This window comes from Candidatus Methylomirabilota bacterium (genome assembly GCA_035315345.1).
Classification (GTDB): domain Bacteria; phylum Methylomirabilota; class Methylomirabilia; order Rokubacteriales; family CSP1-6; genus CAMLFJ01.
Genome location: DATFYA010000190.1, coordinates 1 through 24,143 on the forward strand (window position 1 = coordinate 1; position 24,143 = coordinate 24,143).

Consider the following 24,143-nt stretch of genomic DNA (forward strand, 5'->3'; position numbering starts at 1 on the left):
CCCGCAGGTGATGATCTCGTCGCCGTCGCGCCCCAGCAGCGTGACCACGTCCCCGTTGAAGGCGCTCTCCCATTCGAGATTGACCATGATCTGGTCCATGCAGACCCGGCCCACCACCGGGTACTTCCGCCCGCGGATGAGCACGTGGGCCACGTTGGAGAGCGCGCGGAAGTAGCCGTCGCCGTAGCCCACCGGCACCGTGACCACGCGCACCGGATGGTCGGACTGCCACGTGGACCCGTAGCTCACCGGGTGGCCGGGGCTCACCACCTTGAAGTACACCACGCGCGAGCGCATGGACAGCGCCGGCTCGACCGCGATCGTCTTCCGCGCCTCGTCCGACGGATAGACGCCGTAGAGCAGGATGCCCGGCCGCACCAGATCGAGATGGCTCTCGGGCAGCTGCAGCACCGCCCCCGAGTTGGCGATATGGCGCACCGGCGGCTTGACGCCCTGCTTGTCGTACCACTCGAGCACCTCGAGGAAGCGCGCGAGCTGCACGCGGGCCGAGGTCAGATCGGCGGCGTCCGCGTTGGCGAAGTGGGAGTAGATGCCCTCGACGACCGCGTGCCGGCACTCCGACGCGCGCTCGAGCAGCCCGCGGGCGCTGTAGTAGTGGACGCCGATGCGCTCCATGCCGGTGTCGATCTTGAGGTGCACGCGGGCGGTGACGCCGAGACGGCCCGCCTCCTCCTCGACCTGCTTGAGCTTGTCGATGGACGAGGCGGTGAGGGTGAGGTCGTGGCGCAGGAACAGCGGGATCTGGTCGCCGAAGATGCCGCCCATCACGAGGATCGGCTGGACGACCCCCGCCTCGCGCAGCGCGATCGCCTCCTCCAGGAAGGCCACTCCGAAGCACGGCGCGCCGAGCGAGGCGAGATGCCGGGCCACCGGCACCAGGCCGTGGCCGTAAGCGTTGGCCTTCAAGATGGGCATCACCGCGGCATGTCCGACCGCCGCCTGGATCGCGCGGAAGTTGTCCGCGAGCCGGGTCAGGCTGACCTCGACGATCGTCGGCCGCAGTGAGCCCTGGTCCACCGGCTACTTGGGCACCATGCCCTTGAAGCGGGGCATGACCTCCTTGGCGAGCAATTCCATCGAGTGGTGCCACGCCTTCGGGTTCTCGCTGTAGTCGAAGCAGAACACGAGCAGCGTGCCGAAGCCGCCGACCTCGTCGTAGATGTCGTTGAGCTTCTGCGACACCGTGTCCGGCGAGCCGACCAGCCAGTTGTGCTTGGCGCAGTACTCGGGCGTCACGTCGCCGTCCGGCACCGAGGGGTCGTGCTTGAGATACTCGGTGAATCCGAAGGCGCCCAGCAGCGGCAGGAAGTACTCGGTCATCATGCGGCCCATCATGCCACCCGCGGAGTGCCGCAGCGCCTCCGCGTCGGTGTCGGCCACGAACACCTCGCGCACCATGCGCCAGTCCGACCGCTTCGGCGTGCGCCCGGACTTTGCGGCCCCCTGCTCCACCGCCTCCCAGTGGCTGCCCACGTAGGCCGGGTTGAGATTCAGGCTCATCGGCCAGAACCCGCGCTCGCCCGCCAGCTTCAGCGTGTCCGAGCCCTTGTTGAGCCCGGCCACTCCGATGGGCGGGTGCGGCTTCTGGAACGGGAAGATGTGCGGCCGCAGCGTGCCGAACATCGTCCCGGTCTTGGTCACGTGCCAGAACTTGCCCTTGTAGTCGAACTCGGGCTCCTCGCTCCAGAGACGCAGGATGATGTCGAGCGACTCCCGCGTCATCTCCCGGTTCTGCCCGGCCATGCCGTCGACGTTGAAGAGCGACCAGTCGCTCGGCAGCCCGCTCGCGGCCACCCCGAAGTTGAGCCGGCCCTGCGCGAGGTGATCGAGCATCGCCACCCGGTTGGCCAGCTCGGCCGGGTGATGGAACGGCATCAGGAATCCGCCGGGACCGATTCGCATCCGCTTGGTCTGCATCAGGGCCTGCGCCACCAGGAGATCCGGCGAGGGATGCGGCTCCCACGGCGCGGTGTGGTGCTCGCCGATCCACGCCTCGCTGAAGCCCAGCTCGTCCGCCCAGCGGAGATTCTGGAGATCCCACTGGTGCCCGTCGAAGAGCTTCCGCTCGGGCGGGTGCGACGGCATCGTGAACAGCCCGTAGTCCATGGCGTACCTCCTTACCGATCTCGCTCGAAGGGAAAGAGCGGCCGCCGCCGGTTCCGATAGGTGAAGAGCCGGAGGTCGGAGCTGGTCACGCCGTCACCGTCGCACAGGACGATGTGCCGGGCGATGGGCTCGAACCCGGCACGGAAATGCTGGCGCGACTTGATCAGGACGTACTTCTTGCGGCGCGGGTCGATCCCGCAATGGGTGAATACGCCGAGATCGAAGGGCTCGCTGCGCCCCTCCGAGACGACGATCTGCATGGCGCCGGTGTCGAGCACCGCGGTCCGGCCCATGCGCACGCGGGTGCCGGTGGCCATCGGCCCGGTGACGGTGAACTCCCCGTCGGTGATGCGCGTGACCTTGCCGGTCACCGCCAGCGGCTTGCCCGGCAAGTTGATCTGTGGCATGTCGATGCGGCCGCCGAGCGGCAGGGTCACGCTCGCCGCGGTGCCCGCCTCGACCAGGCGCCGCACGCCGGCCGGATCGCAGATGGGCCCCGCGGCCACGTCGGTGAGCCCCTGGCGCATGACCTCGTCGATGACGCTCATGACGTCCTGGGTGCCGCCGGAGGCGGTGTTGTCGCCGTGATCCACCAGCACGATCGGCCCGTCGCCCAGCGAGCGGGCGTGCGCGACCTGCTCGGCCAGCGGGGCGCCATGGTAGAGGAAGTCATCCCGCCGCTCCCACGCCATCGCGAGCAGGCGGTCGCGCAGGGCCGCGCCCGCGTCGGCGCGGCGATCGCACACGATCACCGCGGAGAGCGAGGTGTGCGGGATGTCGGCGTGCGGGAAACCGCCGAACACCGAGGCGTTGAGCACCGTCCCGCCCGCTTCCGCCGCCATCGCCATGTCCATGATGTCCTTCATGGGCTGACGCGATGGGGTGTGGACCAGGGTGCTGGTCATCATCGGCCGCGAGCCCCACACCAGCACCGGCTCGATCTCGCCGCGCAGCGCGCGCAGCATGGTGCGCCCCGCCCGCTGGCCGGTCTCCCCCATGTCCACGTGGGGGTAGGTGCAGTAGCCGGCGATGACGGTGGCATTGTCGACCATCGCCGCGGTCATGTGCGAGTGGAAGTCGAGCCCCACCGCGATGGGCACCCGCGGGGCCACCGCCCGGAGGCGCCGCAGCAATTCGCCCTCGCCGTCGTCGACGTGCTCGGCCACCATCGCCCCGTGCAGGGCCAGGAACACCGCGTCGCAGCCGCCCCGTACCGCGCCCACGATGGCCTCGACCATGTCCTCGTAGGCGCCCTTCTCCACGTAGCCCGACGGGTGCGCCCCGCCCGCCACCGGCAGCACGATCTCGGCGCCGGCCTGCTCGGCCACGTGCAGGAAGCCGCCCAGCTGGGTGTTGGTGTCGCGGAACTCGGCGATCGCTGCCTCGCCGCTGAGCGGCCGGAACGAGGACAGCGGGGTGGGCACCGGGGAGAACGTATTGGTCTCGTGCATCATCATCGCGAGAACGAGCCTCGGGCGGGCCATGCCGGGAGTCTACTATCGCGCGCGAGGGCCCGCTCGACCGAGTTTCAGCGCCCGGCCAGCCGCGCGCGATAGGCGTCGAGGATCTGCGAGCCGGCCGGGCCCAGCTGGCGGAGCCAGTCGTCTACCGCGGCGCGCCCGGCCTTGCGCAGGCTCTGCTGGTAGTCGACCGACAGCTCGGTCGTGAGCCCGACGCCGGCCGCGCGCATCCGCGCGTAGTTCTCGGCGACGCGCGTCTTCATGGCCTCCCACTGCCCGGCCTCGGTCTCCGCCGCGGCCGCGCGCACCGCCCGCTGCGTGTCCGCGTCGAGGCCGCGCCAGACGTCGCCGTTGATCGTGACCATGCTCATGGTCACCGCGTACTCGATGGCGGTGAAGTGGTGCAGCGTCTCCATGAGCCGTGCCCCCGCGCCGCCGTCGCCCGAGGAGAGCACCGCGTCCAGCTGGCCCGACTTGAGCTGGGGCAGCGCGTCGGTGAACGAGATCGCCACCGGCACCGCCCCGGCGGCGCGGAAGGCGAGCACCCCGTTGGCGTCGGCGGTGCGGATGCGGAGGCCGCGTAGCGCCTCCGCGGAGTCGACCGGCTTGTTGGCCCAGATACCGGCGGGCGGCCACGGCGACTGGAAGAGCAGGACCTGGTTGTGCGTCGCGAGCACGCGCTCGTAGTGCGGGCGCGCGACGGCGGCCAGCGCCTGCCCCTGCTCGGGCGTGGTGGCCAGGAACGGCAGCGAGGGCAGCAGGAACACCGGGTCGACCGAGCCGAGCGCGCCCATGTACATGTTGCCGAGCGGCACCGCGCCGCGTCCCACCGCGTCTACCATCTCGCGCGAGCGGAATCCGCTGGAGGCATCGTACTGGTGCGCGATCTCGATCCGGCCGCCGGTGCGACGGCTCACCTCGCGAGCGAAGCGGGCGTCGGCTTCGCCCTGGATGGAGGTGGCCGGATACTCGTCGGCCATGCTCCAGGTCACCGTCTGCGCGGAGACCGCGCCGGCCCCGAGCAGCGCGAGCGCCGCGATCATCGCGCCCGCGAGCCATGCGTGACCGTGACGAGACCGACGCGTCATCGAGGGATCCTCCGCGTCGAGCATACCGCAGGTCTCGACCGCGGCGGCGAGACGGAGTAGGATCGTGGGCCATGCGCGCCGCCGTGATGCGGAACCGTCAGCTCGTGGTCGCCGATCTCCCGCGCCCCGAGCCCGGCCCCGGCGAGGTGCTGGTCAAGACGCTGGCCTGCGGCATCTGCGGCTCGGATCTCCACGCCCTCCGTCACGCCGATCGCTTCGTCGAGGCCTCCCGTCGCGCGGGCAGCGCGTTCACCATGGATCTCGCCCGCGACGTGGTGATGGGCCACGAGTTCTGCGCCGAGATCGTGGATCACGGTCCCGCGACCGCCCGCACGCTCCGCGCCGGCACGCGGGTGTGCTCGCGGCCGAGCCTGATCCGCGCGGACGGCCCGCGCACCGTGGGCTATTCCAACGACACGCCCGGCGGCTATGCCGAGTACATGCGGCTCACCGAGGCGCTGCTGCTGCCCGTCCCGGACGGGCTGCCCACCGAGCTGGCCGCGCTCACCGAGCCGATGGCGGTGGGCCTGCACGCGGTCGCGAAGGCGCGCCTCGAGGCCGACGACGCCCCGCTCGTGATCGGGTGCGGCCCGGTCGGGCTGGCGGTGATCGCGGCGCTCCGGCTGCAGGGGGCGCGGCCGATCGTGGCCGCCGACTTCTCGCCGCGCCGTCGCGAGCTGGCCGTCGCGATGGGGGCCGACGTCGTGGTGGATCCGGCGGCCACCGCGCCGTGGCAGAGCTGGCGCGAAACCGCGGTGTGGCGCGACCCGAGCCACGCTCCCGCGCTTCCCCCGTGGATCGTCGGCCCCGCGGTGCGCCCGGCGGTGGTGTTCGAGTGCGTGGGCGTGCCCGGCGTGCTCGACCAGATCATGGCCCCGGCGCCGCGCGGCACGCGGATCGTGGTCGTCGGCGTGTGCATGGAGCCGGACACCATCTATCCGATGCTCGGCATCAGCAAGGAGCTGAGCCTCCAGTTCGTGCTCGGCTACACCCCGGGCGAGTTCGCGGCCACGCTGGGCCACATCGCGGCGCGGCGCATCGAGACCACGCCGCTGATCACCGGCCGCGTGGGCGTCGAGGGCGTCGCGGGCGCCTTCGAGGCGCTCGCCTCGCCCGAGCGTCACGCCAAGATCCTCGTCGAGCCCTGGCGGGCCTGACCCCATCGCCGTCACCGCGCGCTCCACCACCTTCGCGGCGCTCCGGGAGCGGAACTACCGCTTCTACTGGATCGGGCTCGTCTTCTACGTGCTCGGCCACCGCGCCGAGTACCTGACCTTCGCGTGGATGGTGTGGGAGGTGACCCACGACGCGCTCTATCTCGGCTATCTCGGCCTCGCCCAGGGCGTGCCGCTCGTGGTGTTCCAGCTCTGGGGCGGCGTGCTCGCCGACCGCGCCAACCGCCTGCGCCTCCTGCTCGGGACCCAGATCCTGACCACCGCGGTCCTGCTCGCCGCGTTCGCGCTCTCGGTGTCGGGCGCGGTGCGGGTGGCGCCGCTGCTGACGCTCGCCGCGATGAGCAACACGTTCCGCGCCTTCGACGAGCCGACCCGCATGTCGCTCGTGCCCCAGATGGTGGGGCGCGAGCGGCTGGCCAACGCCATCGCGCTGGGATCGATCCCGTGGCAGGCCGGGCGCATGATCGGCCCCTCCATCACCGGCGTCCTGATCGCGGCGTTCGGCGGCACCGTCGGCTTCGGCCTGGCCGCCGCGTCGTCGGCGATGGCGCTGGTGATGTACCGGCAGCTCCGGGTGAACGCCGACGCCCCCGCGCCCAGCGCGCAGCGCCTCCTGCACCAGCTCTACGAGGGGCTCCACTTCGTGGCGCACGACTTCGTGTTCGCCGCGCTGATCTGCCTGGCCCTGTTCAATGCCGTCTTCGGCCTCTCCTACGTCACGCTGCTGCCGATCTTCTCCGACGTGTACTTCCAGACCGGCTCCGCCGGCTACGGACTGCTCAACGCGGCCCACGGCCTGGGCGCGCTGGCCGGCACCCTGCTGGTGGCGAGCCTGGCCACGCGGCTGCGCCGGCGGGGGCTCGTCATCCTGATCGGCGCGGCGGGCATGGGCCTCGGCCTGATGGCCTTCTCGCGCGTGCCCACACTCGGGCCCGCGCTGCCGATCCTGGCCGCAGTCGGCTTCAGCAACACGTTCTATCTGACCCAGGTCAGCACGCAGCTGCAGCAGACGGTGCCGGATCACCTCCGCGGCCGGGTCATGAGCCTCTACGCGCTCTGCTGGAACCTGCTGCCCATCGGCGGCCTGCTGGGCGGCCTGATGGCCGCCGCGGTGGACGCGCGCTTCGCGGTGTCCGTGGGCGGCGCGATGGTCGCGGGCAACGCGCTGCTCCTGCTCGCCTCGCGCCGGCTGCGGCTGCTATGATCCCTACCTCAAAGGAGACCCGTCATGGCCAACGTCCTCACCGTCGTCGCGAAGATCCGGGCCGCGAAGGGCAAGGGCGACGCCCTCGCCGCGCTGCTCGCCGAGCAGGCCGGCGTGGTGCGCCGGGCCGAGCCCGGCTGCCTCGTGTACCGCCCGCATCGCTCGACGAAGGATCCCGACCTGTTCATCTTCTACGAGCAATACAAGGACGACGCCGCGTTCGACGCACATCGCAAGGCGCCCCACCTGGCGTCCTACCGCGAGCGGCGCGAGAAGGAGGGGCTGACGGAGGGCGCGGCGGAAGTGGAGATCTACCGCTCGCTGACGGAGTAGCCGCGCCTGCCGGCCTCCGCCATCGGCGGGCCGTCACGCCGGCGGCACGGGCGATTCGTGTTTCGCGCATTCGGCTTGCCACCGCTCGTTGGCGTCGTCGAAGACCTTTCTTCCGCGTGCGATATCGAACGGCCGCTCTCGAAGCGTCTCCGGGTCCCAATCGCTCCGCGGCGTGCCGAAGAAGTCGCCCCCGTAGATATGGATCGCGGCGGTGAACACGCGAAGCGGGTTCGCCACCGCGTGGATGATCGACGGCCCGAGCAGCTCGGTGTCCCCGGCCTCGAGCTGCTTGCCGCCGGCGACCTGCAGTCCCCCGGGACTGCGGCGATAGAAGGTGTTGTCCTCGCGCCCTCCGTAGAGCCCGATCAGCGCCCACATGCGATGGTCGTGCGGATAGATGGCCATGCCGGGCGTCCAGATCACATTGAGGATCGTGAGATCGCGCTCATGATGGAGCGGTGTGATCGCGCCTCGTCGCGGCGCGCCCAGCGCGGCCTGCACGTCCGGGGGGCTCGCCACGATCCGTTGAAGCATCTCCTTGATCGTCAATCCGGGAGTGGGCCCGGCGAGGGCGGCACGGCAGTCGCTCACGAAATGGTCGACGTTCAGCATGAGGGGTCTCCTTTCGAGCCCGACGGTACCGATGTCCCCGGGATGCTGTCCAATGCATTCCACGAGCGGTAGAGTATGCCGACAGGGCATTGGACGAGATGGAGCTCCGTCACCTCCGCTCCTTCGTTGCCGTCGCCGACACCGGCGCCTTCTCCCGAGCCGCCGCGCAGGTGCGGATCACGCAACCGGCGCTGTGGCGCCAGGTTCGCGACCTCGAGAAGGAGCTGGGCGTGCCCCTCGTGGAGCGTGTGGGCCGCCGGGCTCGGGTGACCAGCGCGGGTGAGGGCCTGCTCCTCCGCAGCCGTGCCCTGCTCGCCGATGTCGACCGGCTCGTCGACCACGCCCACGCCGTGCGAGGCGGCAACATCGGGAGCCTGAGCGTCGCCGGCTCGCCCCAGATGATCCAGAGCGTGCTGGCTCCGTTCCTGACCAGATATCTGAAGTCGCGAGAACAGGTGGACGTCCGTCTCCTCGAGGAGGGGGGTGTGCGCGCGCTCGCCCGCGTCGAGAGTGGCGAGGCACACCTGGCCGTGGCGATTCGTCACGGCAACGATCACCTCGAGGGTCGCCTGCTGTTTCCGTTTCGAGTCCTGGCCGCGCTGCCCCGGGGGCATCGTCTCGGGCGGCGCGCGACGATCGACGTGACGGATCTCCAGGGCGAGCGGGTCCTGTTGCTCCGACAGGGGTTCGGCACTCGGGAGATGTTCGACGCGGCCTGTCGCATCGCTCACGTCCACGTGCGTCTCCTCCTCGAGGCGGGTGATCCTCAATCGTTGATCGCGCTGGCCGAGGCCGGTCGCGGGATCGCCATCGTCCCCTCCACGGTTGCGTTCACGGGTCGACGGGTCCGCGGGGCGGCTCTCCTGCACGCCCGCGCGTCGCTGGGCCAGTGGGGCTGGATCGTCTGGAACCCACATCGGTTTCTCCCCCCTTTCGCGCGCAGCTTCATCGAGGGATTGGTGATGTACACGCGCCGAACCTACCCGGGGCGGGCGTTGGAACGCGTCGCGCCACCGGTGCCGCGACCGAGGGAGGGCCGGGCTCCCGGATGGACAACTTCTCCGTAGGCCCCTCGTGCGCTCGCGGCGTCAAGCCCCGAGCTCGAGGTCCAGCAGGCGCAGCGCGGCCTGGAACTCGCGCTGCAGCGGGGCGATCCGGCGCGTCCGCGGCGCGCGGATGACCGGCCGGCGGCCCGGTCGCTCGAAGATCGCCCAGTTCTGGTAGTGATCGCCGAAGCGCGAGCGGTAGGCGATGCCCGCGAAGCGCGGCCGCCCGCGCGCATCGCTCAGCGCGTAGACGTGGCTCGAGATCTCCTGCGTGAAGCGGCGGGGTGCGGTCTGCCGGATCGCGGCCCCGTCCAGCTCTCTCACGCGGTACCGCACCAGGGTGGCCGCGAGCGCGCGGTGCAGGTACGCCAGCGACGCGGCCGCGCCCACGTCGCAGAAGACGCCCGACACCGACGCCTCCCCGACCACCCGACCGTTGAGCCAGGAGCGAGGCAGCCGTCCCGGCACCTGCACCGCCTCTGGCCCCTTGATGCGGGCCAGCTCGGCCAGCACGTGCGGATCGGGACGGAATCGCGCGAGCGTCTCGACGAAGCACGCCTCGAGCTGCGACGACCCGTAGAGCACGCGGTACGTGCTGCGGGCGTCGTCCCAGCGATTGCCGAAGGTGCCGTCCTCCCCCGCGATCTCCCACGGCGGCCACGCCCACGGGTTGGGCTTGCGGCCGACGCGGAAGACGCGTCTCCCCGGGGTGATCTCCGCGAGAGAGTCACCTGCCTCGGATCCTGAACCGGCTCCGCCGACGGCTGTCATGCAACGAGCATGCAGCGGCCTGCGAGTGTTGGGAAGGCCCCGCTCCGCGCCTCGGCGATGGGTTACGTCGCGCTGCTCAATGGTGCGCAGAGCACTGAGCAATTCCCCGGTGCTCGGCGTGCTTCCGGGGCGGAAATCCGCGACTTTGCGCGGTGCAGCTCGGGCGCGCTCCTTGCTTGATTGCTCGGCACGCGACGGGCGGCACGCGCGGCGGGCACGACAGGGGGGCAAGGGGGGCACAGCATGGGCCGATGGCTACGAGTCGAGCGGATCCAGGGTAACGTCTTCCCCGGCTTCAACAAGGACCATCAGGTGTTCTTGGGGCTCAGGTTCGCGAAGGCGGAATCGGCTCGGGCCTGGCTCACGGAGACCCTTCCGGAGCTCACCTCCGCGGCCAAGGTTGTCGCCTTCAGGGCCCTCCGCGCGGCACTCGAGGGGCAACCCGCGCTCGCCGCCCTGCGGGCGACCTGGGTGAACGTCTCCTTCTCCCGGGAGGGTCTCGCCCTGTTCACGCCGACTCCGACCGGCACGTTTCCGCAGCCGTTCGAGCAAGGCATGGCCACGCGAGCAGGCGTGCTGGGTGATACGCCGGCGACCTGGCGCTTCGGCGAGACCAGGGATACGGAGGCCCACGTCCTCGTCGTGATCGGGGCCGATACCGACGCGGACCTCCAGCAGGCGCTCAGCGTTCACCGGCAGCGACTCGCGCGTCACGAGGCCCGGGACGTGCTGCTGGAAACCCTCGGGGTGGACTGTCGCGGCGCGAAGCTCCCGGACGAGATGCGCGGCCGCGAGCACTTCGGCTACCAGGACGGGATCAGTGAGCCGCGGCTCGACGGCCTGACGGGAACGGGAGACTTCGTGCTCGGCTATCCCGACGCCGCCGGACAGGAGTCGTCCTCCGGCCCGGCCTGGACCCGCGACGGCAGCTATCTCGTCTTCCGGCGGCTTCGTCAGGACGTGGCCGGCTTTCAGCGCGATCTCGAGGCCCAGGCGAAGGATCTCGGACTCAAGAGCCCGGCCCAGCTCGGGGCGAAGGTGTTCGGCCGTTGGCCGAGCGGAGCCAAGCTCGCCGACCCGATCCAGCCGGAAGATCCCCGCGTCCCCGAGCCAGTCGAGTATACCGCCGCAGAGTACGGCGCCGATCCGAACGGCGAGCGAGTGCCGGGATTCGCTCACGTGCGCAAGGCGCATCCGCGCGACGCGAATGCCGGCGGGCTCCGCCACAAGCTTCTCCGGCGCGGCATCCCGTACGGTCCGCCGCTCGGCCCCGCCGGGCCCGGCGTTGCTCCGCAGGACGACGGCCGCGACCGCGGACTTCTGTTCGCCGCCTATCAGGCCGACCTCGGCCGTCAGTTCGAGACGGTGCAGCGCTGGCTCAACGACCGCAACCATCCCGTCGCCCAGACCGGACAGGATCCGATCGCGGGCCAGGGCGAAGACCCAGCCCGCCTCGTTCTTCGCTCGTCCGACGCGCTGAACAAACCGTTCGACATCCACCACTACGTGGCGATGACCGGCGGGGGGTACTTCTTCACACCCTCCCTTTCCGCAGTGCGGTTCCTCGCAGACCCCACGACCACGTGGGAAGAACAGGAGGCTACCATGGGCGACGTGATGAATGAGGAGCTCGGTGCGCTCATCAGGGGTGAGAATCCGTACGGAAAGGACCCGCAGGTCAACCTCACGGCGGTGACCAGGGGCGGCATCGGCAAGGCCCGCAACAGCATCGACCCCTTTCCGCCCGAGAGCCGGAACCGGACATCGGCCGAGCCCGAGTTCTGGCAAGGGTTCTTCTGGACGCTCAGCATGGAGAATGGCCCAGCCGAGACCGTCCGGATCAGCAAGGTGCTCCGGATCCCCTACACGGTCGGCGACGAGACATACTTCATGCTCGTCGGCTTCCAGGGCGCCGGCGGACCCTAGCCGAGAGCGCCGGCTACGGTCAGGTGTCCGCGCCGCCCCGAAGGCGTTGACGGGCGGCGCGGACCCGGTCCGGTTCGTCCGTCGTGCCGAGCACCTCGAACATCCGCCCCGCCTCGTCGAGGAGCTGCCGGGCCCGGTCGAATTCGGCCAGGCTGGCGTGAACGGCGGCCTGGGCCAGGAGCGTCTTCGCGAGATCGTTCCGGGCATTCATCTGTTCGAAGATGCCCCGCGCGGTCTGCAGGTGCGCGGCGGCGGCCCCGGTATCGTCCGGGGTGAGGCTTTCCCCCAGGATGCGGGAGGCGACACCCTGTACGTACCGGTAGCCCACCGACTCGCTGGTTGCCAGCACCGCGGTGGCAACCTCTCGCCCGCCCTCGCGATTGCCGCTCCGCACCAGGCTGTCGGCGAGCCACACCGAGCAGGTCGAGCGGTTGTAGAGCACGTGGGTGCCGGCAAACCACTTCACGGCGTCGTGGAGCAGCGGCAGCCCGGACTGAAAGTCGCCGATCTTGACGAGGGCGTAGCCCCGCACCGCGTTGAGATTGGCGACGTCGAACGGCGTCGGGCCCAGCTTCGTGGCCGCGTCACACGACCCCAGCGCGGCCTTGGCGTCACCTCGCTGGACCTGGCTGGCCGCCATACGCGACCAGGCAACGACCTTGAGTCGAAGGTCGTTGGCCGATTCACCGTGCTGCAGCGCCCGGCTACAGTAGTCGAGGCTGCGGTCCCACTCCCCCAGGACGTTGGCGGTGTGACTCAGGATCCACATGGTCCGGCAGGCCCACCAGACGTTGCCCCGCGCCTCGAATTGCGACAGGGCCCGCTCGCCGGCGTTCACGGCCTCGCGCAGATCGCCGGCCAGCGCGTATGCGTGGGTCAGACAGCAGTCCGCGAACGGGCGGAGATCCTCGAGCCCATCGCGCGCGACCAGGGCGGCGGCCTGCTGGCCGTATGCGATGCCGATCTCGGGCCGATCGCCGACCAGACTGTGCAGGAAGCCGCTCCAGTACAGCCACGCGGCACGACGCGCCGGATCGCCGACCTGCTCGACGGTCTCGCGGACCGCGGCCAGACCTTGCAGCTGCGCGCGATGCTCGCCGAGGGCGAAGCGGATTTCCGATTGCTTGAGCACGGCATCGACCCGACGGATGAGATTCTCGCGCGTGCGCGACATCTGGTCGAGGCGTCCGAGGACGGTCGTGAACGCGGTGCGTGCTTCCATGTTGGCCCAGCGGCGCGCCGCTTTCTCGGCGGCCAGAATGCCGTAGTCCACCGCCTGCTCGTCCATCGCGCTGCGGCCATAGTGGTGCGCGAGGAGCTCGACCACCTCCTCCAGCCGTCCCGCATACAGCTGCTCGAGCGCCCGGCCGGCCTGGCCGTGCAAGCGGCTGCGCGTGCTCTCGATCAGGTTCTGGTACGCGCTCTCCTGCATGAGCGGGTGACGGAAAATGTATTCCGTCTCGCCCGCCGCGCTCATCCTCTCGTAGAGGAACTCTTGCCGCACGAGGTCGCGAAGAAGATCGTCCAGCGGTTCGGGTCCGGCCCACGTCGCGCTCGAGAGCCGGCGCGACGCCGCTCGCCCGATGACCGCGATGGTCTCCAGCGCGCGCCGGGTCTCGTCAGCCAGACGATTGATGCGGGCGAGCAGGACCTCGTGGATGGTCTCGGGCACCGTCCGCGGCTCGCTCCCGGTGCCTTGCTCGCCGACGACGTGAGCGAGCTCCTCGAGGAAGAACGGGTTGCCCTCGGCCCGATCGACGATGAGGTCGGTGAGCGCGGGCGGGACTTCGACCTCGAACAAGGTCTTCACGATGTCCGAGCTCTCCTCGCGGGAGAGCGGCGGGAGCGCGATCTGGGTCACATACGAGCGATCCGCCCACGGCTGCCGGTACCCCGAACGGTACGTCAACAGGACGAAGATCGGCAGCGTGTCGATGCCGTCGAGAAGCGAGAATCCGAGGGCCTCCGAAGCGGCGTCCATCCAGTGCAGGTCCTCGACGACGACGATGAGCGGCCGGGTCCGGCTGGCGTTCGCGCAGACGCGACGCAGGAGATCGCGGATCCGGGCCTGGATGGCCTCCGGGACGAGAGGAGGCCCCTCCTCACTCGTCTTGATCCCGAGGAACTCGAGCAGGAAGGCCACCGCCTCGACGCTGGACAGGCCGAGGCGTTCGAGCACGCGCTCGACCTTGCCGGCCACCAGGGGCGACGAGTCGGCGTCGTTGATCCGGAAGGCCCGGCGAAGCAGCTCGATCAACGGCAGGTACGGAATGCCGGTCCCGTAGGAGACACAGTGCGCCTCGAGAGAGGTGACGCGATGGTCACGAATTCTCTGGCGGAACTCGTGGAGCAAGCGTGATTTGCCGATTCCCGCGTCGCCACAGATCGCGACGACATGGCCGCGGCCCTTCACCGCAGCCTGGAAGCGGCTTTCGAGCAGGTGGATCTCCTCCTGCCGTCCTACGAAGCCGGTGAGGCGGCCGCCCGCCTGGATGGCTGGCCGCTCGGGACCGACGAGCTGAAACGCGCCCTCGGCTCCTGAAATCGGGGTGGCGAGGGCCCTGAGCACGAACCGGCGCTGCAGCAGGGGCGCCGCGGCGGCCGTGACCATCACGCTGCCGGGCGGTCCGCCGCTCAGGAGCGGATCGAGCGCACTCCATGCCGTGCTCCGAGCATGGGCCTCGATGTGCTGGAGGTCGCCGGCCTGGCCGACCATGAGGACCGCGGCGTGGATGCCGGCGCGGGCGGTGATGCCGGCTCCCTCGCCATGCGGGCCGCGCTCCAGCACGCGCTGCATGGCCATCCCGGCGTGCGCCGCGCGCCGCGATGCTTCCTCCATCGTCTCCATCCCGAAGACCGCGCCCACCGATGTGGGGCTGAGCTCCTCGACCCGCCCGCCAAAACTCTGCACCTTGTCGATCAGGACGTCGAGCAGCGGACTCGTGTCGTGAAGACCGTCGAGGCCAGACGGTCCGGGAAGCACGAGCCGCAGCAGGATCAACTGTCTCCGGACCCAGCGGATCTTGGTGCCGGCGGGCTGGAGGAGCAGCGAGCCCGCCCACGTGGGCACCGGCTCGGTCGACGCGCCCGGCGCGAGCGGTTCGGGTGCGGCGGCCGGCGCGTCCACGACCGGCACCGCCTCGCTGACCGGTGCACCGGAAGTGAGCGGGCCCCGAGCCTCGCGCAGCGCGTACTTCTTCATCCAGGCGCGCAGCGTGTTCCGGGTGATGCGCAGCGCCATCGCGGTGTGCGAGATGTTCCAGCGATGTTGCTCCAGGCTGTCGAGAACGTGCTGGCGCATCGCGACCGTGTCCATGCCCTTCATCGGCTCGTCGCCCGCCGCCGCGGGCGGGCTGCTCGCCGGCCCGGCCAGCGGCAAGGAGAGCATCTCCGCCGTCACCTCGCGGGCATCCGCGAGCAGGGCGACGCGCTCCATCACGTTGGCCAGCTGCCGCACGTTGCCTGGCCACGGGAAGGCGGTGAGCGCAGCCCGCGCGGATGGAGAGATCGTCTTGGCGGGAAGGCCGTAGTCGGCGCAGGCCCGGGCGAGATAGTGCTCGGCGAGGAGCATGACATCTTCACCACGCTCACGAATGGGCGGCAGAGTCAGCGTGAGGACGGCCAGCCGATGATAGAGATCCTCACGGAAGCGGCGCTCACGCAGGGCACTGTTGAGATCGCTGTTTGTCGCGGAGAGCACCCACGCGTCGAACGGCTCGCTCACCGTCCCGCCGAGACGCCGCACCGAGCGGTCCTCGAGGGCCTTCAAGAGCTTGGCTTGCAGTCCCTCCGGTAGCAGGCCGACCTCGTCGAGGAAGATGGTGCCGCGATGCGCGGTCTGAAACAGCCCCGCCTTCGATTGCCGCGCGTCCGTGAAGGCGCCCCGCACGTAGCCGAACAGCTCGGCCTCGAGAAGCGTGTCGGGAATGGCCGCGCAGTTGATGGGGACGAACGGGCCGCTCGCGCGTGCGCTCGACCGGTGCAGCAGGTGGGCGACGAGACCCTTGCCGGTTCCCGTCTCGCCGACGATGAGGATCGAGGGAAGCCGGTGGCCGGGTTGCTGGCGAGCGACCAGGTGCTGGATCTGATCCCGCACCTTCTCCATGGCGGGGCTCGAGCCGATGAGCTCTGCCAGCTCGTTCACAGCGTGGCTAGCTTACTGCGCGGGCGGTAGGCGCGCACCAGATTTCGCGGCGCGCCACATCCAGGAGCGCTTACCCGCCGATGACGAACGCGCGGGCCGCGCCGACGATCTCGGGGCCCACCTCCGAGAGGTCGCCCTCGCGGAGCAGCCGGGCCGGCGACCGATCACCGAGCTGGGGGTTGAGCCCCTGAAACCATGCCTGCGCGACCTCGTGGGAATCGTGCCGGGCGATGAGCGAGGCGACCTGCAGCGCCAGCCGCAGACGCGGTGCGACGCTGCCGTCCTTGGGGCCGCGGCCCCGCGCCCCCCACTCGTGCACGGCGCGCGTCTCTGACACCTTCGCGATATAGGCCACCAGCCGGGCGCCGAGGATGTCGATCAGCTCGCGGATCACCATGGCGAACGGCGCCCGCATCGCGGAGTCGTGCGCCTGCAGGTCGGGGCGCGGGCTGGCCGATCGGCCGGTCGACCGGGATGCCGCCATGAGAATCACCTCCCGTATGCCCATGGTACACCGGTCTAATCACAATTCAGTCCCAATCTAACGACGCTCGGCTGCCAGCTCCTTCACCACCGCCTCGGCCAGGCGAGCATATTGCGATGCGTCATTGTAGAGCTGGGCGGAGATGCGGATCAGCCGCTTCGGCGGCGCCGGCCACCGCATGATCGGCACCTCGAAGCCCCGGCCCTCGAAGAGCCGGCCCTGGATCGGATCGCGGGCCCGCCAGGTCGGATCGGTGGCCGGGCTGTCCGGCAGGATCATGCTGGCGATCGAGCCGATCATCTCGTCGGGGCAGGCCGGCTCAATGCCGACCGCCGCGCAGATCAGCCGCCGCGCTTCGAGGGCCAGCGCGCGATTGCGCGCCATCAGCGCCGGCCATCCGCCCGGCACCAGCCCGCCGAGGTAGTCGATCGCCATCGGCACGGTGAGCCACGCGGTGGGATCCTGCGTGCCCGTCCAGTCGAACTCGAGCCGGAAGCGCGTGCGGCCCGCGCGCTCGCCCCTGGCCCCGTGGCTGATCGTGAGCGGATGGACGTCCGCCTGCCGATCGCGGCGCACCCAGAGGAACGCGGAGCCCTTGGGCGTGCACAGCCACTTGTGGCAGTTGGCGCTGTAGTAGGCGGCGCCGAGGCGGCGCAGATCGAGCGGCACCATGCCGGGCGCGTGCGCGCCGTCCACCAGCGTCTCGATGCCCCGCGCGGCCAGCGCGTCGATCAGCCGCTCGATGGGCAGGACGAGCGCGGTGGGGCTCGTGATGTGATCCAGCAGCGCCAGCCGCGTGCGCGAGGTGGCCTTCGCGAGCACGCGGTCCACGATCTCCTGGGCCGAGACGACCGGGAACGGAATGGTGGCGACCACCACCCGCGCGCCGGTCCGCTCCGCCACGTAGTCGAGCGTGTTGCGGCAGGCCTGGTAGCAATGATCGGTGGTCAGCAGCTCGTCGCCCGGAGACAGACGCAGCGAGCGCAGCACCGCGTTGACCCCGCCGGTGGCGTTGGCGACGAACGCCAGATCGTCGGCGTCGGCGCCCACGAAGGCGGCGAGGGCGGCGCGCGCCGCGTCGAGGCGCTGGTCGAGATCGCGCCCGAGGAAGCGCACCGGCTCCGCCTCCATCTCCGCGCGCAGCGCGGCCTGGTGGCGGAGCACCTCGCGCGGGCAGGCTCCGTAGGAGCCGTGGTTCAGGAAGGTGACGGCCGGATCGAGCGGCCAGAGGGCCGCCCATTCGCGCTCGCTCGTCGGCATGATCAGAACCCCGGGGGTGGGCGGAAGCCGCCGACGACGTCGGCGAGGCGGCCGGCCAGGTCGATGGACGTGGCGTCCTCGAGATACGGCCCGACGATCTGCACGCCGACCGGCAGCCCGCCCGCCGTGAGGCCGACCGGCGCGGTGGTCGCGGGCAGACCGGCGAGCGACGCGAAGGAAGTCCAGAAGCAGATGTCCAGATACGGTCGCTCGCCGCGCGGGGTAGCGAGCACGCGCAGCAGCGGGGTGCCGGCCGGATCGTGGGGAAACGCCGGGACCAGCGCGGTGGGCAGCAGGAAGGCGTCGTGGGTGCGGAAGTACGCCTGCCACACCCCGCGCGCCTGGCGACGGCGCGTCTCCATGGCCTGCATGTAGGCGTCGGAGGCGGTGACCGCGAGCGCGTACCGCGCGAGATAGGAGCCGTCCTGCACCGCCGCGCGCTGACGCAGCGCGGGGATCTGATCGGCGTGGACCGGCGGCACGAAGTGGGCCACGAGCAGCATGTAGTAGGTGTCGAACTGATCCTCGGCCGTCATGCCCTGGGGCCAGCCCTCGGTGAGCTGCGCCCCCGCCTTGCGCAGCGCCTCGACCGTCGCGGCCAGGGCGTCGCCCACCTCGGGCGATACCGGGCAGCGCGGATGGTCGAGCACGTAGCCGATGCGGTAGTCGGCCAGCCGCGCCCCGCGCGCCGGCGGCAGCGACCAGCGCCACGCGCGCGCCTCGTCGCCGTCGGGGCCGCCCAGCGCCTCGAGGGCCACGCGCAGGTCCGCCGCGGAGCGGGCGAGCGGCCCGGCCACCGGCAGCGTGGACGGCGGCGTCGCGGGAATGCCGGGCGGCGGCGGGATGTGGCCGCGGAGCGGGATCACGTCGAGCGACGACTTGTGGCCGTAGACCCCGCAGAAGTGCGACGGGATCCGGACGGAGCCGGCCAGGTCGGATCCCACCTCCAGGTACGTGAGGCCCGCCGCGAGAGCGGCGGCCCCGCCGCCGGTCGAGCCGCCCGGCGTGCGCGTGACGTCCCACGGATTGTTGGTCTGGCCGTACACCGCGTTGTAGGTCTGCCAGTCGGCGTTGAACATGGGCACGTTGGTCTTGCCCAGGATGACCATGCCGGCGGCCCGGAGGCGCGCGGCCACCGCCGCGTCGCGCGCGGGCACGTGGCTGCGCAGCGCGGGCGATCCCGCGGCGGTGGTGACGCCCGCGACCTCGAAGCAGTCCTTGATGGTGCACGGCACGCCGTGGAGCGGGCCCCGCCAGTCGCGCCGCGCCGCCGCTAGGTCGGCAGCCCGCGCGCGCTCGGCCGCGTCGCCGGCGAGGGCCACCACCGCGTTGAGCTTGCCGTTGTGCTGCCCGATGCGGTCGAGCATCCGAGTGGTCAGCTCGAGCGACGAGATCTGCCCGCCGCGGATCGCCCGCCCCGCGTCCAGGGCCGAGACGAAATCGAGCGCGACGTCGGCCGCACGGCCCGCGCGCGCCGGCATCACGGCCGCTCCCGCGAGGGCCAGGCCTCCCGCGAGCAGCGACCGACGGGTGAGATCGGGAGCGGTCACGCGCGGCGCGCCTACGGCGTCTCGTCGCCCGGCGCGGGCATCGTCCGGCCGGTGGAGACCCGCGCCGGGAAGCGGGCCAGCGCGGTCTCGTCCAGCTCGATGCCGAGACCGGGCTCCGTCGGCACGTCAACGTAGCCTTCTCGTATCTCGATGGGCGGCCGGGCGATCTCGCGCCCGCGCGCCTCGAAGTTCACGAAGTATTCGGTGATGAGAAAGTTCGGGATCGCCGCGGAGACGTGCAGGGTGGCGGCGAGCCCGACCGTGGTCGAGTTGTAGTTGTGGGGCGACACGGTGACGAGCGAGGGCTCGGCCATCTGGGCGATGGCGCGCAGCTCCTGGATGCCGCCGCAGTTGCAGACGTCGGGGTTGACGATGTCGGCGGCGCGCAGCTCGAAGCAGCGTCGGAACTCGGCGCGGGTGTACAGCTCCTCGCCGGTCACGATCGGGATCGCGATCTGCCGCCGGCACTCGGCGAGCGCCTCCAGGTTGGTGGACGACACCGGCTCCTCGTACCAGAACGGCCGGTAGCGCTCCATCGCGCGGGCGATGCGGACGGCGTGCATGGGCGCCAGGCGCCGATGCACCTCGATCAGCAGGTCGACCGCCGGCCCTACCGCTTCGCGCACCGCGGCCACGCTGGCCACCGCCGCCTCCTCGGCCTCGCGCGAGACGTGGGTGCGCCACGGCCCCGGGAACGGATCGAACTTCAGCGCGGTGAATCCGCGCCCCGCCGTCTCGCGCGCCCGCGCCGCGTAGTCGGCGGGGGCCTTGGCGCCCCCGTACCAGCCGTTGGCGTAGACGCGGATCCGCTCGCGGCAGGGGCCGCCGAGCAGGACGTGGACCGGGGCGCCGTGGCGCTTGCCCGCGATGTCCCAGAGGGCCTGCTCGAGCCCGCTCACCGCGCTCCAGAAGTCCATCGCCCCGCGCTTGGCCGCGAAGTCGTGGTAGGCCCAGTGCACGAAGTGGGTGATCTGCGCGGCGTCGCGGCCGACGAGATAGCGGCCGAGGGCCTCCACCAGGGCGACGATGCTCGTGTCGCGGTCGGCTTGCGTGTAGCACTCGCCCCAGCCGTGCGGGCCGCCGTCGGTCTCGACCTTCACGAAGCACAGGTTCTTGCCCCCGCCGAGATCGGCGAGGCACGGGACCACACGGCTCACGAGCATCGTCTTCATCGCTCGGCCGCGATCGTACCAGAATCGAGCGGACCGACGCGGGCGTGATACGATCCGGGACGGTCGTCACTCGCTCATGCACGCTCTCATCCTGACGTCGCGGCGCGGCGCCGTCCGCTGGAAGCTGATGGCCACGCTGTTCGTGGCTCAGGTCTGCGGCAGCACCGGCCACTCCATCGGCCTCGCGGTGGGCGCGATCATGGCCGCGAGCATCACCGGCACCAACACGTGGTCCGGCGTGCCGATCGCGGTGGGCGCGCTCGGCACCGCGCTGGCCAGCTGGCCGCTCGCGCGCCTCATGGACCGCTCGGGCCGTCGCCCCGGCCTGGCCCTCGGCTACGGGCTGGCCGTGCTCGGCGCGGTGCTGGGCCTCCTGGGCGTCGCCGGCCGCAGCTTCCCGCTCATGCTGGTGGGCATGGCCTTCTTCGGCATCGCCAGCACCTCCAACCTGCTCGCCCGCTACGCGGCCGCCGACGTGAGCCCGGCGGGCGAGCGCGGGCGCGCGATGGGCCTGATCGTGTGGGGCTCCACGGTCGGCTCGATGATCGGGCCCAACCTGATGGCCCCCGCGCTCACGCTGGGCGCGTGGCTCGCGGTGCCGCCCACCGCGAGCGCGTTCCTGGTCAGCGTGGGCGCCTACGCCGCGGCCGCGCTGCTGATCGCGCTGCTGCTGCGGCCGGACCCGCTGGTCATCGCGCGCGAGGCCGAGGCCGTCGCCGACCGGGGCCGCCGCATCGGCGCGGCCCGCAGCCTCGGCGCGATCCTGGGCGACGTGCGCGTGCAGATCGCGCTGACCACGCTGTCGGTCAGCCAGTTCGTGATGATCGCCACCACCTCCACCTCGCCGCTCTATCTCCACGATCAGGGCCACTCGGTGGGCACCATCGGCGTGGCGGTCTCCCTGCACCTGGCCGGCATGTACGTGGCCTCGCCGCTCTCCGGCTGGCTCGCCGACCGCCTCGGCCGGCTGCCCGTGATCGCCCTTGGCGCGCTGCTGCTGATCGGCGCGATCGGCCTGGCCGGGCTGGCCCCGGGCGACGCGGGCGCGACGATCATCGCCGGGTTGTTCCTGAACGGCGTCGGCTGGAACCTCGCGTTCGTGTCGGGCAGCGCGCTGCTGACCGACGCGCTGTCGTCCGTGGAGCGCGCCTCGGTGCAGGGCTTCGCCGATCTGCTCATGGGGCTGATGGGCGCCATCGGCTCCGCGGCCGGCGGCATGATCCTGGGCATCTGGGGCTTCGCGATGCTCAACGCGGTCGGGGCCGCGCTCGTGCTGGGCCCGCTCGCGGTCGCCCTGATGCGCCGGCCCGCGGTCGCCGCCCAGGGAGGCTGAGCCGCATTCTCAATCTCGCGCTGCTCCGGCTCCCCGACCTGCGCTGGCTCGGGGCCGGAACCCTGCTGAATTCGATCGGCATGATGGGCGAGCTGGTGGTGCTGGGCTGGCTCACGCTCGAGCTGACCGACTCCCCCTTCCTGGTCGGCGCGGCCATGGGCTGCCGCGCGCTGCCGCTGGCCTTCGTGGGGGTGCCGGCCGGCGTGCTCGCCGACCGGGTTTCGCGTCAGCGCCTGCTCGTGGCGACCGGCGTGGGCCAGGCGCTCGCCGCGGGCCTGATGGGCGCGCTCACCCTGCTGGGCGTGGTGACGCTCGGCCAGCTCATGGTCCTCACCTTCGCGGCCGGCGCCCTGCGCGGCGTCGAGCACGCGGCGCGCCAGAGCTACGCGCACGACGTGGTCGGCGCCGGCGCGCTCGTCAACGGCCTCGCGGTGCTCGGCATCGCGATGCGCGCGGGCTGGCTGCTGGGCTCGCTCGGCGTGGGCGCGCTCATCGCGCACCTGGGCTCGGGCCACGCCTACCTCGCGGTCGCCGCCGCCTACCTGGCCGGCGGCCTCGCGCTCCTGCCCGCGACCGCCCCGACGCCGGCCGTCGACCGCGAGAGTGATTCGCTCTGGCGCGGCGTCACCGCCTTCGTGGCGGCGGTGCGTGACGATCCGACGCTGCTGGTGCTGATGCTGCTCACCGCGGGCGCCGAGGTCCTGGGCTTCGCGCACCAGGCGCTCCTGCCGAGCCTCTCGCGCGACGTGTTGCAGACCGGGCCCGAAGGGCTCGGCGCCATGAACGCGGCGCGCGCGGTCGGCGGCATCCTCGCGCTGCTCGCCTCGATGCGCGGCTTCACCCGCGGGAGCGGCGCGCTCTTCACCGGCGTGCTGCTGGCCTTCGGGGCGAGCCTGATCGCGCTCGGCGCCGCGCCGTACCTCGTCGGATTCGGCGGCGTGGTCGTGGTGGTGGTGATGGCGAACGCGGCCGGCGCCCTCGCCGACCTGCTCGCCCAGAGCCTGCTGCAGCTGAGCGTCCCGCCTCACCTGCGCGGCCGAGCCGGCGGCGCCTGGGTGGTGGCGATCGGCTTCGCTCCTCTCGGTCAGCTCCAGATCGGCGCGCTCGCCTCGCTCTTCGGGGTGAGCGCGGCGCTCGGCGCCAGCGGCCTCGCGCTGGTCGCCCTGGCCGGCGCCACCGCGCTCCTCTACCCGCGCTTGCGCGCGCTGTAGCCGGCTGATGAAAAAGGCCCATCTGCTTCGTTGGCGCCCTCGGCCGCACGCTCAACGTGGAACGACCACGCCTCGCGTGCGGCTCTCGGGCGCCGTCTCGCATCTGGACCTTTTTGATCAGCCGGCGGGCGTGTTGCCGGGGCTGGAGGCCGCTGGTACGCTCTGAGCCCATGGCCATGCAAGAGGGAGGAGACATGCCCGTGAGCAGCGTGTCCGAGATGGCGCGAGACATCGTGGTGGCCCTCATCCAGACCGGGAAGTTCCATCTCGACGCCGACGCGATCAAGCAGGGGCAGTGGCTGGGCGATCTCTACAAGGCGATCCACCAGAAGATCGTCGTGCAGGGCGCCATCGAGCTGCTCGTCGAGGATCAGCTGAAGAACTTCAATCTCGACGACCTGCGGCAGCTGCGCGAGCTGCTCGACGCGGAGATCGCGGCGCGGAGCTGAGCGTCAGCGCAGCCCGCGGACGCTCCACGCCGGCACCGGCCGGGCCAGTCCTTTCAGCGTCAGCGGGCCCACGCTCTCCGCGTCGATCAGACCCTCCACCGCCGTCGCGACCCGGGCCGAGATGAGAATCTGTCCGCCGGTCGCCTCGCCGCACAGCCGCGCGGCCAGGTTGGTGACCGTTCCGATCGCGCCGTAGTCGACGCGCCCCTCGAACCCGATGGCCCCGATGGTGGCGTAGCCCTGGGTGACGCCCACCTTGAGGCCGCCGACGCTCCAGCCGCGCTTGCGCCAGCCGGCCGCGAGGACACCGGCCTGATCGCGCATCGCGACCGCCATGCGGACCGCCCGCTCCGCCGCGTTCGGCACCTCGATCGGATCGTTGAAGAACACCATCATCCCGTCGCCGGTGAAGCGCTCGAGCGTTCCCTCGTGCTCGAGGATCAGCCGGCCCATCGCGGCGTGATACTCGCGCAGCATGCCCATGAGCTCCTCGGGCTCGGCGGTCTCGGCGAACGCGGTGAATCCCCGGAGGTCCAGGAAGACGACGGTGACCTCCCGCCGGTGCGTCTGGAGCGGATCCTCGGCGCCCCCGTCCACGATCAGCTCCGCGAGCTGCGGAGAGAAGAAGCGCTTGAGACGCGAGAGCCGCTCGAGCTGAGCCACCTGGGCCTGGACGCGCTGGTCGAGCGTCCGGTTCGACTCGGCCAGCTTCGCTGCCATCGCCTCCACCGAGTCATGAAGCTCCTTGATCCGCAGCATCGATTTCACTCGTGCGACCAGGGCGACCTGATCGACCGG

At 71.3% G+C, this 24,143-nt stretch carries 20 protein-coding genes; 8 read left to right on the top strand and 12 right to left on the bottom strand.

Annotated features, from left to right (window positions below; translation table 11 throughout):
• From alr to VKN16_24455, 4 genes are all read right to left on the bottom strand, one after another.
• On the bottom strand, positions 1–1,038 hold a 1,038-nt coding region (alr, locus tag VKN16_24440), incomplete at its 3' end, for an alanine racemase (protein ID HME97367.1).
• Positions 1,039–1,041: 3 nt separating this feature from the next.
• Positions 1,042–2,127 (bottom strand): LLM class flavin-dependent oxidoreductase, encoded by a 1,086-nt coding sequence (locus tag VKN16_24445; GenBank protein ID HME97368.1) that lies wholly within the window; start codon positions 2,125–2,127, stop codon positions 1,042–1,044.
• An 11-nt stretch (positions 2,128–2,138) separates the two neighbouring features.
• The gene (locus VKN16_24450) at positions 2,139–3,611 is read right to left on the bottom strand and encodes a M81 family metallopeptidase (protein HME97369.1); all 1,473 of its coding nucleotides are present in this window, start codon (positions 3,609–3,611) and stop codon (positions 2,139–2,141) included.
• 44 nt (positions 3,612–3,655) lie between these two features.
• Positions 3,656–4,675 carry a TRAP transporter substrate-binding protein gene (locus VKN16_24455; protein HME97370.1) on the bottom strand — a complete coding sequence of 340 codons (1,020 nt, stop codon included), beginning with the start codon at positions 4,673–4,675 and terminating at the stop codon, positions 3,656–3,658.
• A gap of 71 nt (positions 4,676–4,746) precedes the next feature.
• Here VKN16_24455 and VKN16_24460 point away from each other — a divergent pair, with 71 nt between their 5' ends.
• Genes VKN16_24460 through VKN16_24470 form a run of 3 tightly spaced genes read left to right on the top strand, consistent with a single transcriptional unit; the run spans position 4,747 to position 7,387 of the window.
• Entirely contained in the window at positions 4,747–5,832 is a 1,086-nt protein-coding gene (locus VKN16_24460; GenBank protein HME97371.1) for a zinc-binding dehydrogenase, read from the top strand.
• Positions 5,833–5,836: 4 nt separating this feature from the next.
• Positions 5,837–7,054, top strand: coding sequence for an MFS transporter (locus VKN16_24465; protein ID HME97372.1), 1,218 nt, complete (start codon positions 5,837–5,839; stop codon positions 7,052–7,054).
• Positions 7,055–7,078: 24 nt separating this feature from the next.
• Positions 7,079–7,387, top strand: coding sequence for a putative quinol monooxygenase (locus VKN16_24470; GenBank protein ID HME97373.1), 309 nt, complete (start codon positions 7,079–7,081; stop codon positions 7,385–7,387).
• 33 nt (positions 7,388–7,420) lie between these two features.
• On the opposite strand, the gene VKN16_24475 is transcribed toward VKN16_24470, so the two are convergent.
• Positions 7,421–7,999, bottom strand: a complete 579-nt coding sequence (locus tag VKN16_24475; protein ID HME97374.1) for a hypothetical protein — start codon at positions 7,997–7,999, stop codon at positions 7,421–7,423.
• A 98-nt stretch (positions 8,000–8,097) separates the two neighbouring features.
• Here VKN16_24475 and VKN16_24480 point away from each other — a divergent pair, with 98 nt between their 5' ends.
• A complete protein-coding gene (locus VKN16_24480; GenBank protein HME97375.1) occupies positions 8,098–9,066 on the top strand; it encodes a LysR family transcriptional regulator in 969 nt (322 codons plus the stop codon).
• Between the two features lie 21 nt (positions 9,067–9,087).
• On the opposite strand, the gene VKN16_24485 is transcribed toward VKN16_24480, so the two are convergent.
• A complete protein-coding gene (locus VKN16_24485) occupies positions 9,088–9,816 on the bottom strand; it encodes an RES domain-containing protein (GenBank protein HME97376.1) in 729 nt (242 codons plus the stop codon).
• A 243-nt stretch (positions 9,817–10,059) separates the two neighbouring features.
• Between VKN16_24485 and VKN16_24490 the strand changes: the two genes are divergently transcribed.
• On the top strand, positions 10,060–11,742 hold the full coding sequence (locus VKN16_24490; GenBank protein HME97377.1) for a Dyp-type peroxidase: 1,683 nt from the start codon (positions 10,060–10,062) through the stop codon (positions 11,740–11,742).
• Between the two features lie 19 nt (positions 11,743–11,761).
• Here VKN16_24490 and VKN16_24495 read toward each other — a convergent pair whose 3' ends face one another.
• From VKN16_24495 to VKN16_24515, 5 genes are all read right to left on the bottom strand, one after another.
• Positions 11,762–15,886 carry a sigma 54-interacting transcriptional regulator gene (locus VKN16_24495; protein ID HME97378.1) on the bottom strand — a complete coding sequence of 1,375 codons (4,125 nt, stop codon included), beginning with the start codon at positions 15,884–15,886 and terminating at the stop codon, positions 11,762–11,764.
• A 70-nt stretch (positions 15,887–15,956) separates the two neighbouring features.
• The gene (locus VKN16_24500) at positions 15,957–16,370 is read right to left on the bottom strand and encodes a hypothetical protein (protein HME97379.1); all 414 of its coding nucleotides are present in this window, start codon (positions 16,368–16,370) and stop codon (positions 15,957–15,959) included.
• Positions 16,371–16,427: 57 nt separating this feature from the next.
• On the bottom strand, positions 16,428–17,630 hold the full coding sequence (locus VKN16_24505) for an aminotransferase class V-fold PLP-dependent enzyme (protein HME97380.1): 1,203 nt from the start codon (positions 17,628–17,630) through the stop codon (positions 16,428–16,430).
• 2 nt (positions 17,631–17,632) lie between these two features.
• Entirely contained in the window at positions 17,633–19,180 is a 1,548-nt protein-coding gene (locus tag VKN16_24510) for an amidase (GenBank protein ID HME97381.1), read from the bottom strand.
• Positions 19,181–19,191: 11 nt separating this feature from the next.
• Positions 19,192–20,352, bottom strand: a complete 1,161-nt coding sequence (locus VKN16_24515; protein HME97382.1) for a mandelate racemase/muconate lactonizing enzyme family protein — start codon at positions 20,350–20,352, stop codon at positions 19,192–19,194.
• Positions 20,353–20,428: 76 nt separating this feature from the next.
• Here VKN16_24515 and VKN16_24520 point away from each other — a divergent pair, with 76 nt between their 5' ends.
• The 3 genes from VKN16_24520 to VKN16_24530 all read left to right on the top strand — a co-directional run bounded on the left by VKN16_24520 (position 20,429) and on the right by VKN16_24530 (position 23,345).
• Positions 20,429–21,685 carry an MFS transporter gene (locus VKN16_24520; GenBank protein HME97383.1) on the top strand — a complete coding sequence of 419 codons (1,257 nt, stop codon included), beginning with the start codon at positions 20,429–20,431 and terminating at the stop codon, positions 21,683–21,685.
• Between the two features lie 20 nt (positions 21,686–21,705).
• On the top strand, positions 21,706–22,896 hold the full coding sequence (locus tag VKN16_24525; protein ID HME97384.1) for an MFS transporter: 1,191 nt from the start codon (positions 21,706–21,708) through the stop codon (positions 22,894–22,896).
• A 200-nt stretch (positions 22,897–23,096) separates the two neighbouring features.
• On the top strand, positions 23,097–23,345 hold the full coding sequence (locus tag VKN16_24530; protein ID HME97385.1) for a hypothetical protein: 249 nt from the start codon (positions 23,097–23,099) through the stop codon (positions 23,343–23,345).
• A gap of 3 nt (positions 23,346–23,348) precedes the next feature.
• Here the strand turns inward: VKN16_24530 and VKN16_24535 are convergent.
• A partial coding sequence (locus tag VKN16_24535; GenBank protein ID HME97386.1) for an adenylate/guanylate cyclase domain-containing protein occupies positions 23,349–24,143 on the bottom strand: 795 nt, incomplete at its 5' end.

Excerpts from the sequence above, each read along its gene's own strand:
- VKN16_24490 (HME97377.1), top strand. The coding sequence starts at position 10,060 with ATGGGCCGATGGCTACGAGTCGAGCGGATCCAGGGTAACGTCTTCCCC.
- VKN16_24445 (HME97368.1), bottom strand. The coding sequence starts at position 2,127 with ATGGACTACGGGCTGTTCACGATGCCGTCGCACCCGCCCGAGCGGAAG.
- VKN16_24450 (HME97369.1), bottom strand. The coding sequence starts at position 3,611 with ATGGCCCGCCCGAGGCTCGTTCTCGCGATGATGATGCACGAGACCAAT.
- VKN16_24480 (HME97375.1), top strand. The coding sequence starts at position 8,098 with ATGGAGCTCCGTCACCTCCGCTCCTTCGTTGCCGTCGCCGACACCGGC.
- VKN16_24470 (HME97373.1), top strand. The coding sequence starts at position 7,079 with ATGGCCAACGTCCTCACCGTCGTCGCGAAGATCCGGGCCGCGAAGGGC.
- VKN16_24485 (HME97376.1), bottom strand. The coding sequence starts at position 9,816 with ATGACAGCCGTCGGCGGAGCCGGTTCAGGATCCGAGGCAGGTGACTCT.
- VKN16_24500 (HME97379.1), bottom strand. The coding sequence starts at position 16,370 with ATGGCGGCATCCCGGTCGACCGGCCGATCGGCCAGCCCGCGCCCCGAC.
- VKN16_24475 (HME97374.1), bottom strand. The coding sequence starts at position 7,999 with ATGCTGAACGTCGACCATTTCGTGAGCGACTGCCGTGCCGCCCTCGCC.
- VKN16_24515 (HME97382.1), bottom strand. The coding sequence starts at position 20,352 with ATGAAGACGATGCTCGTGAGCCGTGTGGTCCCGTGCCTCGCCGATCTC.
- VKN16_24520 (HME97383.1), top strand. The coding sequence starts at position 20,429 with ATGCACGCTCTCATCCTGACGTCGCGGCGCGGCGCCGTCCGCTGGAAG.
- VKN16_24460 (HME97371.1), top strand. The coding sequence starts at position 4,747 with ATGCGCGCCGCCGTGATGCGGAACCGTCAGCTCGTGGTCGCCGATCTC.
- VKN16_24455 (HME97370.1), bottom strand. The coding sequence starts at position 4,675 with ATGACGCGTCGGTCTCGTCACGGTCACGCATGGCTCGCGGGCGCGATG.
- VKN16_24505 (HME97380.1), bottom strand. The coding sequence starts at position 17,630 with ATGCCGACGAGCGAGCGCGAATGGGCGGCCCTCTGGCCGCTCGATCCG.